This is a genomic window from Halochromatium sp. (assembly GCF_046541315.1).
In the GTDB taxonomy this organism is placed as follows: Bacteria; Pseudomonadota; Gammaproteobacteria; order Chromatiales; family Chromatiaceae; genus Lamprobacter.
The window spans coordinates 1-16,081 of record NZ_JBKHDN010000044.1 but is presented as its reverse complement, the minus strand read 5'-3'; the positions used below and the strand labels follow the sequence as shown (position 1 = coordinate 16,081).

Annotated in this window: 20 protein-coding genes and 1 pseudogene; 20 read left to right on the top strand and 1 reads right to left on the bottom strand. The window is 65.6% G+C overall.

Translation table 11 applies throughout. From position 1 onward, the window contains the following. Nucleotides 1-7: 7 nt before the first annotated feature. The 13 genes from ACLFQI_RS05000 (at nt 8) to ACLFQI_RS04940 (ending at nt 10,390) form a co-directional block, all read left to right on the top strand. Nucleotides 8-196, top strand: a complete 189-nt coding sequence (locus ACLFQI_RS05000) for a pentapeptide repeat-containing protein (protein ID WP_410757777.1) — start codon at nt 8-10, stop codon at nt 194-196. Then, complete coding sequence (locus tag ACLFQI_RS04995; protein ID WP_410757774.1) at nt 193-459, top strand: hypothetical protein; 267 nt, start codon at nt 193-195, stop codon at nt 457-459. The genes ACLFQI_RS05000 and ACLFQI_RS04995 overlap by 4 nt, the downstream gene beginning before the upstream one ends. A gap of 16 nt (nt 460-475) precedes the next feature. Continuing rightward, entirely contained in the window at nt 476-943 is a 468-nt protein-coding gene (locus ACLFQI_RS04990; RefSeq protein WP_410757773.1) for a CYTH domain-containing protein, read from the top strand. A 128-nt stretch (nt 944-1,071) separates the two neighbouring features. Then, entirely contained in the window at nt 1,072-1,635 is a 564-nt protein-coding gene (locus tag ACLFQI_RS04985) for a C40 family peptidase (RefSeq protein WP_410757772.1), read from the top strand. Between the two features lie 274 nt (nt 1,636-1,909). Further along, nucleotides 1,910-2,263, top strand: a complete 354-nt coding sequence (locus ACLFQI_RS04980) for a high-potential iron-sulfur protein (RefSeq protein ID WP_410757771.1) — start codon at nt 1,910-1,912, stop codon at nt 2,261-2,263. A gap of 308 nt (nt 2,264-2,571) precedes the next feature. Next, entirely contained in the window at nt 2,572-3,348 is a 777-nt protein-coding gene (locus tag ACLFQI_RS04975; protein WP_410757770.1) for a hypothetical protein, read from the top strand. 46 nt (nt 3,349-3,394) lie between these two features. After that, a complete protein-coding gene (gene rlmE / locus ACLFQI_RS04970) occupies nt 3,395-4,018 on the top strand; it encodes a 23S rRNA (uridine(2552)-2'-O)-methyltransferase RlmE (protein ID WP_410757769.1) in 624 nt (207 codons plus the stop codon). Between the two features lie 92 nt (nt 4,019-4,110). After that, nucleotides 4,111-6,033: an ATP-dependent zinc metalloprotease FtsH gene (gene ftsH / locus ACLFQI_RS04965; protein ID WP_410757768.1), complete on the top strand. Its 1,923-nt coding sequence runs from the start codon at nt 4,111-4,113 to the stop codon at nt 6,031-6,033. Nucleotides 6,034-6,079: 46 nt separating this feature from the next. Then, nucleotides 6,080-6,913, top strand: coding sequence for a dihydropteroate synthase (gene folP, locus ACLFQI_RS04960; RefSeq protein WP_410757767.1), 834 nt, complete (start codon nt 6,080-6,082; stop codon nt 6,911-6,913). A 36-nt stretch (nt 6,914-6,949) separates the two neighbouring features. After that, nucleotides 6,950-8,290, top strand: coding sequence for a phosphoglucosamine mutase (glmM, locus tag ACLFQI_RS04955; protein ID WP_410757766.1), 1,341 nt, complete (start codon nt 6,950-6,952; stop codon nt 8,288-8,290). Nucleotide 8,291: 1 nt separating this feature from the next. Then, complete coding sequence (locus ACLFQI_RS04950; protein ID WP_410757776.1) at nt 8,292-9,662, top strand: sodium-dependent transporter; 1,371 nt, start codon at nt 8,292-8,294, stop codon at nt 9,660-9,662. Nucleotide 9,663: 1 nt separating this feature from the next. Then, on the top strand, nt 9,664-10,098 hold the full coding sequence (locus ACLFQI_RS04945) for a type II toxin-antitoxin system RatA family toxin (RefSeq protein ID WP_410757765.1): 435 nt from the start codon (nt 9,664-9,666) through the stop codon (nt 10,096-10,098). Next, nucleotides 10,088-10,390 (top strand): RnfH family protein, encoded by a 303-nt coding sequence (locus ACLFQI_RS04940; protein ID WP_410757764.1) that lies wholly within the window; start codon nt 10,088-10,090, stop codon nt 10,388-10,390. The genes ACLFQI_RS04945 and ACLFQI_RS04940 overlap by 11 nt, the downstream gene beginning before the upstream one ends. Nucleotides 10,391-10,394: 4 nt before the next feature. Here the strand turns inward: ACLFQI_RS04940 and ACLFQI_RS04935 are convergent, their stop codons facing one another. Continuing rightward, nucleotides 10,395-10,871, bottom strand: a complete 477-nt coding sequence (locus tag ACLFQI_RS04935; protein WP_410757763.1) for an outer membrane protein assembly factor BamE — start codon at nt 10,869-10,871, stop codon at nt 10,395-10,397. Between the two features lie 138 nt (nt 10,872-11,009). On the opposite strand from ACLFQI_RS04935, the gene fur reads away from it, so the two are divergent. The 7 genes and pseudogenes from fur to ACLFQI_RS04900 form a co-directional block, all read left to right on the top strand. Further along, the gene (gene fur / locus ACLFQI_RS04930; RefSeq protein ID WP_410757775.1) at nt 11,010-11,456 is read left to right on the top strand and encodes a ferric iron uptake transcriptional regulator; all 447 of its coding nucleotides are present in this window, start codon (nt 11,010-11,012) and stop codon (nt 11,454-11,456) included. A gap of 68 nt (nt 11,457-11,524) precedes the next feature. After that, a complete protein-coding gene (locus ACLFQI_RS04925; RefSeq protein ID WP_410757762.1) occupies nt 11,525-12,022 on the top strand; it encodes a L,D-transpeptidase family protein in 498 nt (165 codons plus the stop codon). A gap of 87 nt (nt 12,023-12,109) precedes the next feature. Beyond that, entirely contained in the window at nt 12,110-13,180 is a 1,071-nt protein-coding gene (gene nagZ / locus ACLFQI_RS04920) for a beta-N-acetylhexosaminidase (protein WP_410757761.1), read from the top strand. Between the two features lie 77 nt (nt 13,181-13,257). Continuing rightward, a complete protein-coding gene (locus ACLFQI_RS04915) occupies nt 13,258-13,818 on the top strand; it encodes a hypoxanthine-guanine phosphoribosyltransferase (protein ID WP_410757760.1) in 561 nt (186 codons plus the stop codon). 232 nt (nt 13,819-14,050) lie between these two features. Further along, on the top strand, nt 14,051-14,512 hold the full coding sequence (locus ACLFQI_RS04910; protein ID WP_410757759.1) for a hemerythrin domain-containing protein: 462 nt from the start codon (nt 14,051-14,053) through the stop codon (nt 14,510-14,512). A 129-nt stretch (nt 14,513-14,641) separates the two neighbouring features. After that, entirely contained in the window at nt 14,642-15,391 is a 750-nt protein-coding gene (locus tag ACLFQI_RS04905; RefSeq protein WP_410757758.1) for an S-methyl-5'-thioinosine phosphorylase, read from the top strand. Nucleotides 15,392-15,435: 44 nt separating this feature from the next. Next, nucleotides 15,436-16,081, top strand: a pseudogene (locus ACLFQI_RS04900) (hypothetical protein); the annotation flags it as partial.

Genomic DNA, 16,081 nt, shown 5'->3' with positions numbered 1-16,081 from the left:
ATCGGGAATGCGCGCTTTTACGGCGCCGATCTCTATGCTCAAGGGGGCGCGTCTCTACGGGGCGCATCTCAGGGGGGCACATCTCAGGGGTGCACGTCTCAGGGGTGCACGTCTCAGGGGCGCGCGCGGGCGGGCGCAGCGGCGGGCGCGCCAAGGGATGCGCCCGCCGGTCGGTCTTCGGCCTCGTCGCCCTTGAGCGCGGCGCCCTGGCTTGAGCGACCCTTCGATAAGGCGTTGCTCGACCCGCCGCGCAGCGGGGCGTTCGAGGTGCTCGACGATCTGGTCGCTTCTGGCGTGACGCGCATCCTGTACGTGTCCTGCTATCCGGCGACCTTGGCGCGCGATGCGGCCAAGCTGGTCGGCGAACTCGGCTTCCGGCTCGAAGCGGCGGGGGCGATGGACATGTTTCCGCACACCGCGCACCTGGAGGCGATGGCGCTGTTCGAACGCGACCGATGAGCATGAGGCAACGACGATGGCCACCGAGATCGAGCGTAAATTCCTCGTCCGCGACGACAGCTGGCGCCAGCAGGCAGCGCCCGGCGTGCGCCTGATGCAGGGCTATCTGGCCGCGACGCCGGCGGTGACGGTACGCGCGCGGCTCGCCGGCGAGCGGGGCGTGCTGACGATCAAGGGCGCGACGCGCGGCATCCGTCGCCGCGAATTCGAGTATCCGATCCCGGCCGTGGATGCCAAGGCCATGCTCGACGAGTTGGCGGCGACCGGCATCATCGAGAAGACCCGCTATCCGGTGCGCCTTGGTCCGCATACCTGGGAGCTGGATGTGTTTGCCGGCGACAATGCCGGTCTGGTGGTGGCCGAATTGGAGCTGAGCGGCGAGGACGAGCCCTTCGAGCGTCCAAGCTGGCTGGGCGCCGAGGTCAGCGATGATCCGCGCTATTACAACGCCAACCTGGCGCGGCATCCGTTCACGCAGTGGTGAGGCGGCTGGCGCGCGTCGATGCAGGCGAGCAGCGAGCACTCGGGACAAGCCCTGATCCTGCTTGACAGGGGTTGCTATGGCTCTAAACTGAAGCCTGTCATGGGGTTGCAGGGTGTTCATCGAGTAAGATGTCAACAACCGATCGGGTTTGCCGCGCGCGGCATCCGCGCCGGCCGCGCAAGCGGTTCATCTCAAAGCCGTTGCGGGGTCTGCTCCTGACCTCGCTGGGTTGCGCCTTGGGTTGCGCCTTGCTGGGCTGCACGAAGACGGCGCCGACGCGCGATGTCGAGGTGGCGGGCGAACGCTTCGATCTCACCGGGCTCGAGCCAAAGCGCGCCGATCTGGTGACCGCCGCCCTTGCGCAGATCGGGACGCCCTATGCCTATGGCGGGGAGACACCGCATCGGGCGCTCGATTGCAGTGGCTTGACCTTGGTCGCCCATCAGGCCGTCGGCATGCGTATCCCGCGCGTCTCGACGCAGCAGCAGGCGGCGGCCCGGCCGTTGCAGGGGCCGCCGCAGCCCGGCGATCTGGTGTTCTTCCGCACCGCTCCGAGCCAGTATCACGTCGGGCTCATGGTGGATCGGCAGCGCTTCGTGCATGCCTCGACCTCGAAACGACGTGTTCGCCTGGCGGACCTCGATAACCCCTATTGGCGCGAACGCTTCCTGGGTGCCGGCAGTTATCTGTAGCGGGAACGGGCGCCCCGCGGCGGTGGACCATCGGGAACCTCCCTGCGCATCCAGTGTCTAGAGGCGTTGGAAACAGCGGTGCGGCCGCAGCACGCCCGGCGGAAGCCATTCCGCTCGACATCTAGGCGCCTGCAAGAATCGGTGCGATGGGGGCTGCTAAGGCTGCACTCGCGTTTTTAACGCCATTGATGCAAAATGGTGGGCGGTCCGGCCTAGCGTGGTGACACCGGGCCGTTTGAGTAACCTCAGTCCACGCTCTGAAGGAGACGTCAGAATGTCCGATAAGCCAATGAACAAGAGCCGTCGCGACGCCGTCAAGATGATGCTTGGTGGTCTTGCCTCGGTGCCGCTGATCAACCTGGTTGGCATCGCCGCCGCCCAGGCCGAGGATCTGCCACACGTCGATCCGGCGACCGATCCGACCGCGAAAGCGCTCAAGTACTCCGAGGATGCGACCGAAGCGGATCGCGAGGCTGCGGCGCGTCCCGGTAAGCCGCCGGAAGAGCAGTTCTGCCACAACTGTCAGTTCGTGCTCGCCGACTCAGGCGAATGGCGTCCGTGCAGCCTGTTCCCCGGCAAGGCCGTGCATGAGAACGGCTGGTGTGCATCCTGGACGCTGAAGGCCTAGGATCGTCGCGTCTCCATTCGCGGCATCTCGCCGTCCTGCGGGGCGTTCTCGCCCCGCTGCTAGCACTCGTTTTTCCGCGACCACGGTCGACTCTGGCGCGTGGTCGTCTCGCCCGATCGATCTGATCGAGTTCAATCCGATCACGCGCCGCCCAACCGGCTCTTGCCCGGGCCGCGACAGCAAGCGCCGCAGTGTCGCCCTCGTTGATCCACTTGCATCGAACCCCTAATCTCGTCCTGGTTGATCGGTGTTGCGCCCGCGCGCACTTCGATGGTTTCCCGTTGTTCCGCTGGGTTGGATTCTGAGTCATGAGTCTCGCGCTGCTGCCGGTGAGCCGGCAACTGTTGATTCGGACGCTGCTCTGGGCACTCATCGGCGCGATCTACGCGCCCTTGTTCCTGGTGCTCGAGGCGCTCTTGGCCCCCGCCCTCGGTGCCTTCGCGCTTGCCGTCGCCGGCGCGGGTGCGGGCGCGATCGGGGCCGCTTACTACAGCGCGCGCCAGGTGGCCTTGGCCGCGAGCCTGATCGGCGCGCTGGCGACGCTGTTCGTGCTCATCCCGTTCCACGACCAGGCCGAGTTCTGGCAGGCCGCGCTACTCTGTGGCGGGCTCGGTCTGGCGACCGGCCTGCTGGTCGAGTTTCCCAGCCGCTGTACCGCCAATGTGCCGGCGAAGGCGTTGGTGGGAGGCCTGGCTGGCGCTGTCTCCGGGGCGCTGCTCTCGGCACTGGCCTTGGCGGGTCTCGGCGTGTCGCCGTTGGTTGCCGTCGCCTTTCTGGTCTCGGTCAACGGGGTGATCTATGTCGCTTCCGTGCGCTCGGTGGTGAACGCCGCCGGCGGTTTGCCGCGACGCTGGTGTCCGCTCGCCGAGGGGGTGGTCATCGGCCTGGTGGCGATCATCGTCGGCGGCAGCGTCTGGGCCTTTGCCAGCACCCTGTCCGGCTATGATCGCTCGGGGCTGTTCCTGCAGGTGATCGAGCGGACCTCCACGGACTTGCCGTTTGCCGTCGCGGCTGGCCTGGCCGCCGGCAGTGTCACCGGCATCTTGCTGGAACTGTTCGATTTCGCCTGGGTGGACGATCTGTGAACAGCCGGGGATGCGCGTCCTCGATGTCTGACCGCAGGCGCGCTTGATGGCGGCGCGCAAAGGCGATCGGCGTTGGATGCAGCGCCATCTCAAGGACCCCTATGTGCAGCAGGCGCAGCGCGAGGGCTATCGCTCGCGCGCGGCGTACAAGCTGATCGAACTCGATCGGCGCGATCGCTTCCTGCGGCCGGGTCAGTGCGTGGTCGATCTGGGCGCCGCGCCGGGCGGCTGGTCGCAGGTTGTGGCCAAGCGCAACGGGCCGAAAGGGCGGGTGGTTGCCATCGATCTGCTGGAGATGGAGCCGATCGCCGGAGTCGAGGTCGTGCGCGGCGATTTCCGCGAGGCCGAGGATCTCGCGCGGCTGAGTGCGTCGATCGGCGATGCGGGGATCGATCTTGTGCTTTCCGATATGGCCCCAAATGTGTCGGGAATGCCGGCGGTGGACCAGCCCCGCATGATGTACCTGGTGGAGCTGGCCATCGATTTCGCGGCGCGGTTTGCGAAACCCGCGAGCACGCTGGTCGTCAAGGCCTTCCAGGGCGAAGGCTTCGATCAAACGCTCAAGGCCTTGCGTCAAGACTACGAACAGGTCCAGATTCGCAAGCCAGCGGCCTCCCGCTCCGCGAGCCGCGAGGTTTATCTGGTGGCGAAAGGGCGTCAAGTCCGGTAACGTCGAGCTTAACGACATTCCATTTTCGCGGTTCCCCCGAGCCAGCCGGCTCGAGCACCGCCGTTCTTCAAGAGGCCGATGCCGTGAGCGACATGGCGAAAAATTTGATCCTTTGGGTGGTCATCGCGATCGTGCTGATGTCCGTGTTCAACAATTTCACGGCCACGCAGCCGAGTTCGCAGACCCTGGCCTATTCCGATTTCATCAACCAGGTCCAGCAGGGCCAGGTGAAGGAGGTGACGGTACAGGGGCGCACGATCGATGGCGTCAACCAGAACGGTCAACGCTTCACCACCTACAACCCCGACGATGACGGGCTGGTGGGCGATCTGCTCAACAACGATGTCGAGATCAAGGCCGCTCCGCCCGAGAAGCCCTCGGTGCTGATGCAGATCCTGATCAACTGGTTCCCGTTGTTCATCCTGATCGGCCTGTGGATCTTCTTCATGCGCCAGATGCAGGGCGGCGGTGGTGGCCGTGGCGCCATGTCCTTCGGCAAGAGCAAGGCGCGCATGCTGAGCGAGGATCAGGTCAAGGTGACCTTCGCCGACATGGCCGGCGCCGACGAGGCCAAGGACGAGGTGGTCGAGGTGGTCGACTTCCTGAAGGACCCGTCCAAGTTCCAGAAGCTCGGCGGCAAGATCCCCAAGGGCGTGCTGATGGTCGGTCCGCCCGGCACCGGCAAGACGCTGCTCGCCCGCGCCATCGCCGGCGAGGCCAAGGTGCCGTTCTTCACCATCTCCGGCTCCGATTTCGTCGAGATGTTCGTCGGCGTCGGCGCCTCGCGCGTGCGCGATATGTTCGAGCAGGCGAAGAAGCACGCGCCCTGCATCATCTTCATCGACGAGATCGACGCCGTCGGTCGTCATCGTGGGGCCGGCCTGGGTGGCGGACACGACGAACGCGAGCAGACCCTGAACCAGTTGCTGGTCGAGATGGATGGCTTCGAGGGCAACGAGGGCGTGATCGTGATCGCCGCCACCAACCGCCCCGACGTGCTCGATCCGGCGCTGCTGCGCCCGGGGCGTTTCGACCGCCAGGTGGTGGTGCCGCTGCCCGACGTGCGCGGGCGCGAGCAGGTGCTCAAGGTCCACATGCGCAAGATCCCGACCGCCGAGGACGTCACGCCATCGTTGATCGCCCGCGGCACGCCGGGCTTCTCCGGTGCCGATCTGGCCAACCTGGTCAATGAGGCGGCCCTGTTCGCCGCGCGCGCCAACAAGCGCTTGGTCGATATGGAAGACCTCGAGAAGGCCAAGGACAAGATCATGATGGGCGCCGAGCGCCGCTCGATGGTGATGTCCGAGGACGAGAAGAAGCTGACCGCCTATCACGAGTCCGGGCATGCGATCGTCGGCCGCCTGGTGCCGCAGCACGATCCGGTGCACAAGGTCAGCATCATTCCGCGCGGGCGGGCATTGGGCGTGACCCTGTTCCTGCCCGAGGACGATCGCTTCAGCTACAGCAAGCAGCGCCTGGAGAGTCAGATCTCCAGTCTGTTCGGCGGACGTCTGGCCGAGGAGCTGATCTTTGGTCCGGAGATGGTCACCACCGGCGCCTCGAACGACATCCAGCGCGCGACCGATATTGCGCATAACATGGTCACCAAGTGGGGCCTCTCCGACAAGCTCGGGCCCTTGACCTACAGCGAGGACGAGCAAGAGGTGTTCCTGGGTCATTCGGTGACCCAGCACAAGTCGGTGTCGGACGAGACCACGCACCTGATCGACAAGGAGGTGCGCAGCTTCATCGATCGCAACTACGAGCGCGCCAAGACCATCCTCACCGAGCACATGGATCAGCTGCACGCGATGGCCGAGGCCTTGATGAAGTACGAGACCATCGATGCCGAGCAGATCAATGACATCATGGAGGGGCGCACGCCCCGGCCGCCGAAGGATTGGGGCAATGACGAGCCGAAGCGTCCTGGTGGCGGCGCCGATGCGCCGGTCACCCCGTCGACCGATGGCCGGCCGGTCTCGGGCAAGATCGGCGGGCCTGCCGGCGAGCACTGATGCGCGGCCTCGTCAAGCGCGGTCTTGGCGTTCTCAGGCGACGCGCATGACGGTTCTGCACTGTGGGGAGCGGTCCTTGGATCTGACCGTTCCCTGCGTCATGGGCATCCTCAACGTCACCCCCGATTCGTTCTCGGACGGGGGTGATTTCGTGTCCGTCGCGCGCGCGCTCGCGCATGCCGAGCGGATGGTCGCCGAGGGCGCGGCGATCATCGACGTCGGCGGCGAATCGACGCGGCCCGGCGCCGCGCCGGTGGCGGCAGCCGAGGAGATCGCGCGCGTGGTGCCGGTGATCGAGGCGCTCGCCCGGCGCATCGACGTGCCGATCTCGATCGATACCTCCAAGCCTGCGGTGATGCGCGCTGCCGCGCACGCCGGTGCCGGGATGATCAATGATGTGCGCGCCCTGCAAGCGCCTGATGCCCTGCGCGCGGCGGCCGAGACCGGTTTGCCGGTGTGTTTGATGCACATGCAAGGGCGACCGCGTACCATGCAGCGCGAACCGCGTTACGATGATGTGATGGCCGAGATCATCGACTTCCTGCGCGCGCGCGTGCATGCTTGCGAGCAGGCCGGGATTGCGCGGCATCGGCTGGTGCTCGATCCGGGCTTTGGTTTCGGCAAACAGCTCGCGCATAATCTGACCTTGCTGGCGGGCCTGGAGCGGATCGCGGCGCTTGGGCTGCCGCTGCTGGTGGGCCTGTCGCGTAAATCCATGCTCGGCGCGCTGACCGGACGCGCCGTGCACGAACGGGAGTCGGCGGGGGTGGCCGCTGCGGTGCTGGCGCTGGCGCGCGGTGCCGCAATCATCCGCACCCATGATGTCTCGGCGACGTATGATGCCGTGCGCGTGTTCGCGGCGGTTAGCGCCGCGTCTTGAGCGGCAATGGTCGCTCGATCGGAGAAAGGTGAAGCGTTGAAACGCAAGTATTTCGGCACTGATGGGATTCGCGGGCGCGTCGGCGATCCGAGTGTCAGCCCGGACTTCGTCGTCAAGCTCGGCTGGGCGGTGGGCCGGGTGCTCGGTCGCGGCGATGGCCGCACGGTCCTGATCGGCAAGGACACCCGCATCTCGGGCTATATGTTCGAGTCCGCGCTCGAAGCGGGCCTGGTCGCCGCAGGGGTCGATATCCGTTTGCTGGGGCCGATGCCGACGCCTGGCGTGGCCTATCTGACGCGCACCTTTCGCGCCGCCGCCGGTATCGTCATCACCGCCTCGCACAACCCCTATGACGACAACGGCATCAAGTTCTTCTCGGGCGATGGCGACAAGCTGCCGGATGCGGCCGAGCTTGAGATCGAGGCGGCGATCGATCAACCGCTGCGCACCGTGCCCTCGGCCGACCTCGGCAAGGTGCGGCGGGTCGAGGATGCCGCCGGGCGCTATATCGAGTTCTGCAAGAGCAGTATCCCGCCCGCGACCTCGCTCAAGGGGCTCAAGCTGGTGCTCGATTGCGCGCACGGCGCGACCTATAACGTGGCGCCCTATGTGTTCGAGGAACTCGGCGCCGAGGTCGTGACCATCGGCGCGCGTCCCGATGGCTTCAACATCAACCGCGACGTCGGTTCGACCAAGCCGGGCGCTCTCGCCGAGGCGGTGGTCGCCGAGGGCGCCGAGCTTGGCATCGCCTTCGACGGCGATGGCGATCGCTTGATGATGGTCGATGCCAATGGGCAGCTCGTCGATGGCGATGCGCTGATTTATATCATCGCGAAAGCGCGCCTGAGGAATGACGCGCTGCGCGGCGCGGTGGTCGGCACCCTGATGAGCAATCTCGGATTCGAACTCGCGCTGCAGCGCTTGGGGATCGACTTCGTGCGCACCCAGGTGGGCGATCGCTACATCATGGAACGGCTCAAGCAGGACGGCGGCATGCTCGGTGGCGAGCCCTCGGGGCATATCATCTGCCGTGATCGCACCACCACCGGCGATGGCATCATCGCCGCGTTGCAGGTGTTGCAGGCGTTGATCGATGACGATGTCAGGCTCGCCGAGGCGGTGCGCCCGGTCGAGTCCTATCCGCAGGTGTTGATCAATGTGCGCCTCGAGCAGCGCGCCGACGTGATGGCACGGCCGCGCGTCCAGCAGGCGGTGCGTGAGGCCGAGGCGCAGCTCGGCGCGCAGGGGCGCATTCTGCTGCGTCTCTCCGGGACCGAGCCGCTGGTGCGGGTGATGGTCGAAGGCGCCGATCCCGATCGGGTGCAGATTCTCGCTGAGCAGCTCGCGGCCTTGGTGCGCGACGAACTGGGGGGTTAAACTGATGTCGACGACTTCGATGCATGGCATGTGGTCATCGCGCCTCGCTTTCATCTTTGCGGCGACCGGCTCCGCGGTCGGTCTCGGCAATATCTGGCGCTTTCCGTACACGGCGGGGGAGTCCGGCGGTGGCGCCTTCGTCCTCCTCTATCTGCTCTGCGTGGCCGCGATCGGCGTTCCGATCATGATCGCCGAGGTCATGCTCGGCCGGCGTGGCCGCCAGAGTCCGATCAACACCATGCGCGCGCTGGCGGTTCGGCAGGGCGCGCATCCGGCCTGGCAATTGCTCGGCTGGATGGGCATCCTGGCCGGGCTCCTGATCCTGTCCTTCTATAGCGTGATCGCGGGCTGGACGCTGGCCTACGTCTTTCGCGCCGGCAGCGGTCAGTTCGCGGGCATCGATGGGCCGGGTTCTGAGGCCATCTTCAGCGCGCTGACGGCGGACCCCGAGCGGCTCCTGGCCTGGCATAGCATCTTCATGGCGCTGGTGGTGATGATCGTCGCGCGCGGTGTCGCCAGCGGTTTGGAGCTTGCCGCGCGCGTCTTGATGCCGGCATTGTTCGTGTTGCTGGTCATCATGGTGATCTATGCCGCTCAGGCGGGAGATTTCGGGGCCGGGCTTGGGTACCTGTTCACGCCCGATTTCGACGCGCTCAGTGCCCATGCCGGGGACGCGCTCCTGAACGCAATGGGGCAGGCGTTCTTCAGCCTGAGCTTAGGCATGGGCGCGATCATGATCTATGGCTCCTATCTCAGCAGTCAGGCCTCGATCGGCACGAATGTGGCGATCATCGCCGGCATAGATACCCTGGTGGCGCTGTTGGCGGGACTGGCGATCTTCCCGATCGTCTTCGCCAACGGCCTCGAGCCGAGCGAAGGCCCCAGTCTGATCTTCTTGACCCTGCCCGTGGCCTTCGGGCAGATGCCGTTCGGCGCCTTGTTCGGTGTGCTGTTCTTCCTGTTGCTGGCGTTCGCGGCCTGGACCTCGGCGATCTCGTTGCTCGAGCCGGTGGTCGCCTATCTCGTCGAAAACAAGGGCTTCAGTCGCGTGCGCGCGTCGCTGCTGGCGGGAGTGGCGGTGTGGCTGCTCGGCATCGCCTGTCTGCTGTCGCTGAACGAATGGTCCGGTTTCACGCTGTTCGAGATGGGGATTTTGGACCTGTTCGATTATCTGACCGCGAATGTGCTGCTGCCGCTGGGCGGTATCCTGATTGCGGTCTTCGCCGGCTGGATCCTCGATGAGGAAGTGTCCCGCACTGAGCTTGGCGCCAGCAATGGCGCCTGGTTCTATCCTCTCTGGCGCGGGCTGATCCGCTGGGTCGCGCCGCTCTGTGTCATCCTTGTGTTTTTGAATGCGATCGGACTGATTTGACGTGCCGCAGGTAAAGAAAAGCGCCCTGGTGCGTCATTCGACGCAGCAGATGTTCGACCTGGTGGCGGACGTGGAGGGATATCCGCAGTTTCTGCCCTGGTGTCACTCGGCGACCTTGTTGTCGCGCAACGACGATGAGTTGTGCGGCCGCATCGAGGTCGCCCGTCTTGGGGTGCGACAGATGTTCGCGACCTGCAACAAACTCGAGCCCCCGGAGCGGATGCACCTGAGGCTGAAAGAGGGTCCGTTCCGAAAACTCAGCGGCGTCTGGACCTTCACCGCGCTGCGCGAGGATGCCTGTAAGGTCGAATTGGAACTGGATTTCGAGTTTTCCGGGCGTCTCATCGACAGGGCCTTCGGGGGCGTCTTCGGGCAGATCGCCAACTCGTTGGTGGACGCCTTTTGCAAACGAGCGGATGAGGTCTATGGAGACTGAGAAAAGCATTGATGTCGAAGTCGCCTACGCGCGCGCGCAGGCGCAGGCACTGATCCCGGTCAAGGGCCAGCCGGGGATGACCCTGGCGGATGCGATCGAGCGTTCCGGCATCCTGGCGCGCTTCCCGGAGATCGATCTCGCGGTCAATAAGGTCGGGATCTTCGGCAAGGTCGCCAAGCCCGAGCAGGTGCTGGCGAGCGGCGATCGGGTCGAGATCTACCCGCCGTTGATCGCCGACCCGAAACAGGCGCGCAAGCAGCGGGCGGCCGACACCAAGGCCGCGGGCGCCTGAGGGTTCAGTCGGTGGTCTCGACGCCGACGGCATTCAACGCGCGGCTGAAGAGACCGCGATCGTCTTGCCAGTCCGGCACCTCGACGATCAGGGTTTCCTCCTCGAACGCGGTGAGTGCCTCGTCTGGATTGGGCCGCGCGAAGCCGTCGATGCTCACCAGCCGGTCGTCCTCGAACCAGAGCGTGAGCCGCTTGGTTTCCATCGGCGCGTGACCGCGACGGATGGTGTAGAGGTAATCCCAGCGGTCGCTGTGGAACAGATCGGTGAGCAAGGGCGTACCGAGGACGAACCGCACCTGCTCGCGATTCATGCCGAGCTGGATCTGGTTGACCATGCGCTCGGTGATGATATTGCCTTGTTGCACCGTCATCTTGTAGACGAAGGGCAGATTCGACAGCATCGCGCCGCTGGGGGGCGCATCGGGTTTTTTGTCGCGCGCGCAGCCGCTGCTCGCTAACGCGGCCGCAAGGATCAGGGTCAAGCTAGGAATGACAAGCCTTCGCATCGATCTGCTATAAAGACGGGATGGAACATACACTGATGGTAACGCACATGAGCGAACGGCATCATTTTCTCGCACAGGCGCCGTGTGCGGCGTGGAGCTATGACTAAGCAACCCATGGAAAATCAGCACCAGATCAAGCAGGCCGGGCTCAAGGTCACGGTGCCGCGATTGAAGATCCTGCACATCCTCGAGACCAGCGAGCAACGGCACCTGAGCGCCGAGGAGGTCTACAAGGAACTCTTGGCCGCCGACGAGGAGATCGGCCTGGCCACCGTCTACCGGGTGTTGACCCAATTCGAGGGCGCCGGTTTGGTCATCCGTCATCATTTCGAGGGCGGGCAATCGGTGTTCGAGCTGAATCGGGGCGGGCATCATGACCACCTCGTCTGCGTCAAATGCGGTGCCGTGGTCGAGTTTTTCGATCCGGTGATCGAGGAGCGACAGCGGGTCATCGCCGAACAGAATGGGTTCAAGATCGTCGATCACGCGCTGGTCATCTATGGCGACTGTCTCCAGGGCGAGGACTGTCCGCGCCGCCCGACGATCAAACGCGGTTCCTGATTCGCGTGCTGGGCAGCTTGCCAATGGGCCGAGGGTCTAGTCCAAGACGGCCTGGCGAGGGCTCGGCTTTGCCGCCTGAGTCGCCTGCCCCCCTGCGCCTCCAGGTCGATCTGGAGCGGCAACGGCTCTCGCTCTATCGCGGGGACGCCCTGTGGGAGGCGATGTCCGTATCGACGGCGGCGCAGGGCCCAGGCGAGCTGAACGGCAGCGGCGGCACGCCACGCGGCCTGCACCGTATTCGTCTCAAGGTGGGCGAGGGCTGCCCCAGCGGCGCCGTGTTTCGCGCGCGCCGCTGGACCGGGGAGATCTATTCGCGCGCGCTGGCCGCCGCCGCACCGCAGCGCGATTGGATCCTGAGCCGCATCCTGTGGCTCAGCGGTTGCGAGCCCGGCCGTAACCGGGGCGGCGCGGTGGATACACTGCGCCGCTATATCTATATCCACGGCTGCCCGGAGAGCGAGCCGATGGGGGTCGCGCGCTCGCATGGCTGTATTCGGATGCGAAATGCCGATGTGATCCGGCTCTGCGCGCGGGTCCCGGTCGGTTGCCCGGTGCTGATCGGCTGATCCGCCGCCGAGAGACCACCTGATGGAGCCGACAATGGCACCGGCCCGGGCTAGAAGAATCGCCGATCAGGACAGGGGGTTGCCGAGATGGCCAACAGCGGCATGCTGAGCGCGCAAGCCGATCAACGTCCCCGTCAGCGGCCGCTCGGGCCGGTGATGCTGGATCTGGAGGGGAGCGAACTCAGCGCCGAGGAGCGCGAACTCTTGCGCCATCCGGCGGTTGGCGGCGTCATCCTGTTCCAGCGCAATTTCGTCGCGCCGGCTCAGCTCAGCGCGTTGACCCAGGCCATTCGCGCGCTCGATGAACGCCGCCTGTTGATCGCGGTCGATCAGGAAGGCGGGCGCGTCCAGCGCTTCCGCGAGGGCCTCACGCGGTTGCCGGCGGCGGCGCGCTTCGGCACGCTCTACGCCCAGGATGCGCGCGCGGCCGTGGATGCCGCTCGGGCCGTCGGTTGGCTGATGGCGGTTGAGCTGCGTCAGCTGGGCATCGATTTCAGTTTCGCGCCCGTGCTCGATGTCGAGCAAGGGGTGAGCCGCGTCATCGGTGACCGCGCCTTTGCGACCACGCCGGAGGCGGTAGCGGCGCTGGCGACCGCCTGGCTAGAGGGGGTGCATGCCGCCGGCATGGCCGGTTGCGGCAAGCACTTTCCCGGCCATGGCGGCGTGGTCGCGGATTCGCACCTGGAATTGCCCGAGGATCCGCGTCCGCTCGGTGCGCTCGAGCCTGTCGATCTGTTGCCGTTCCGTCGCCTGATCGCGCGGGGGCTGGAAGCGGTGATGCCCGCGCATGTGCGCTATTCGGCTATCGCCCCCGAGCCGGCGGGTTTCTCGACCTTTTGGCTGCGTGAGCTGCTGCGCGGGCGCTTGCGCTTCGACGGCGCCATCGTCAGCGACGATCTCGACATGGCCGCCGCTGGCGTCGGCGGTTCACCCGCTGCCCGCGCGCTTGCCTGCCTGCAGGCCGGTTGTGACATGGTGCTGGTCTGCAACGATCGCCAGGCCGCGGTGGCGGTGGTTGAGGCGGTGGCGGACTGGCGCCTGCCGGAGTCAGCGGCCCGCCTGGAGCAGCTGCGCGGCCGCTCGCGGATCGATCTGCAGCGTCACGAGCGCCGGCAAGCCGCGTTACAGGCGATCGCGCGCGTGCGGGATCTCGACTGAGGGGCCACAAACGGGGCGGCAGTCGTCTCGAATCATCAGATGGCGCTGGCGATCCGGCCGCGTCCAGGAGAAGAGCAATGAACAAGATGAATCAGGAACGCTATCAGGCGATCGCCGCGCGCGCGGAGTGCCTGGTGCCGGGCACCGAGGTCGAGGCGGCGCTGGAGCGAATGCGCGCCGCGATCCGCGCTCGGCTCGGCGCCCTGGACCCGGTCGTGCTCTGCGTGATGACCGGGGGCATCGTCGCGACCGGGCTGTTATTGCCCCGTCTCGATTTCGCCTTGCGGCTCGATTATGTGCATGCCACGCGCTATCGCGGCGAGACTCGCGGTAGCGCACTCGAATGGCGCCACCGGCCCTCGGCGGCGGTGCGCGGCGAGCATGTCCTGGTGATCGACGACATCTTTGATGAAGGCCTGACGATGGAGGCCATCGTCAAGGCCTGCCACGAGGACGGCGCGGCCTCGGTGGTCAGCGCGGTGCTGGTCGAGAAGGAGCGCGAGCGCTCATGCGACTATCGCCCGGATATCGTCGGATTGCGGGTGCCGGACCGCTATGTGATGGGCTATGGGCTCGACTACAAGAGCTATTTCCGCAACGCCGATCGCATCCTCGCAGCCGCTCCGGCGGACATCTGAGCGCGGCCCGCGCCGATCTCGTCGAATAGTCTAAAAAGCTAATATAATGAATGACTTTTTGACAATCCGCTGGTGATGGGTTAAACCAAAGGGAAGCAGAGTCAGGTCATGTTCGACGCTCTGCCGGGACGCGCGACCTCATGGGGTCGATCGTCGTGCTCGCGCCAACGATGCGCCAAGACATCGGCGAGCCAAGGCTAGGCGTTCCTACTCAGTTATTTGGAGGATGATGATGCAGACACTCGAGGGCTACCGCGTTAGTCATGCCGAACTGCGCCAGATGATCGACGACCTCAGGTCGCTCATGGCGCCCGAGCAACTCAAAATCAGGCCCAATGCCAAGACCGCCTATCAGTTGCTGTGCGACCTCGCGAAGAAGGTCAAGCTGCATCTCGCGGAGGAAGACAAGCAACTCTATCCGAATCTGCTGATTCATGAAGACCCGCGGGTGAAATCGATCGCCTGGGGCTTCATCAGTGGGGAAAAGCCGTTGCGGCGGTCCTTCGATGAGTATTACAAGCGCTGGCTGAAGAACTGCGATTTCAACTTTACCGATGCGTTCCTGGAGGAGACGCACGAGATCTTCGACATGCTCTCGTACCGGATCGACCGCGAGGAGCAGGTGCTGTTTCCGAAACTCCTCGAGATCGGCATCTTCGTCGAGCCGCGAGAGCAACCCGAGCAGCGCGTCTGAGGGCACGTGGGGGGGCGCGTCGGGGGGCGCGTCCGGGGGCAGAGCGCCGCCCGGGCGGCGCTCATCTCAGTATTCAAGCAGCGCCCGGGTCCAGTACAATGTCACGCCTGTGGTTCAGGAGTGACATGCATGTCTGCGTTGGCGATCATCGGCGGTTCCGGTTTCAGCGCGTTCCCAGGCCTCGAGGTCTTGGAGCGCAAGCCGGTCGAAACGCGCTACGGCACGACCTCGGCACCCTTGGTGCGAGGTCTTCTCAACGGTCAGCCGCTCTGGTTCCTGGCCCGCCATGGGCCCGAACACCGGCTCCCCCCGCATCGGATCAACTACCGGGCGAATATCCAGGCCCTGGCCGATGTCGGGTGCTCCTCCATCATCGCCCTCGGCGCCGTCGGCGGCATCCATCCAAGCTGCGCGCCCGGCGTGCTCTGTGTCCCCGATCAGCTCATCGACTACACCCATGGGCGGCTGCATAGCTTCTTCGATGACGAGACCGATGGCGTGGAGCATGTGGATTTCACCCATCCCTACGATGAATCCTTGCGGCAAGCACTGCTCGCGGCAGCAGCGGAGGCTGGCATCGCGCTGCGCGCTGGTGGAACCTATGGCGTCACCCAGGGGCCACGCCTGGAGACAGCCGCCGAGATCCGCCGCATGGCCCGGGATGGCTGCGATCTCGTCGGCATGACGGCAATGCCGGAGGCGGCGCTGGGGCGCGAACGCGCGCTGCGCTATGCCACGCTTGCGTTTGTCGTCAACTGGGGCGCCGGCCTCAGCAATGACGCGATTACCATGGCAGCGATTCACGCACAGATCGAACGCTGCGCGGATGAGATCGGGCGCCTGCTGGCGGTGCTTGTCGAACGGCGCCCGGGGAATTGACCCCAACCCACCCCCACCAACCAACGACTCGCGGAGAAACGATCATGGCCGACGACCAGGAGAACACCCCGGAACAGGGCGCGGAAGAGCAGAGCGCGGCGGACAACGTGGAGCAGCCGAAGCAGCGCATGGGCTTCTTGCCGAAGCTGGTGCTCTGGAGCCTTGTACTGTTGTTCGGATTCCTCTACCTGGGTTCGCTGGAGCGCCAACCTGGGGAACCTTTCAATCCCTTCGCCAAGAGCGGCGATGAGCCCCCGGCGCCGGAGGCTGCGGCACCCCAGCTCAGTGAGTCGGCACCGGCCTCTCAATCCGCCCAGCAGCCGTCCCAGCAGCCAGCGACGCCGACCCAGTCGGCGCCAACGTCGGCTTCCGCGCCCGGGGCCAAGGAGGCTGCGCCATCGGCGAGCAAACCGGCCGAGGAGACCGCAGCGGCGACCAAACCCGATGTCAGCAAGCAGGAGGCCGATGCCTATGCCCAGGCGTTGATGCAGGAGAAGCCGCAGTCCGAGTCCAAGCCGGCGCCAAGCGCTCCATCCGCCGCCAAGGCGAGCAAGCAAACGGCATCGAGCGAAACGAGCGAATCGAGCAAGACGAGCGAATCGAGCGAAGCGAGTAAGGCGAGCGAATCGAGCGAGGCGAGCGAGGCTGATGCCGGCAAGGATGCGAGTGCGGACAAGACCGCCTCCGCCG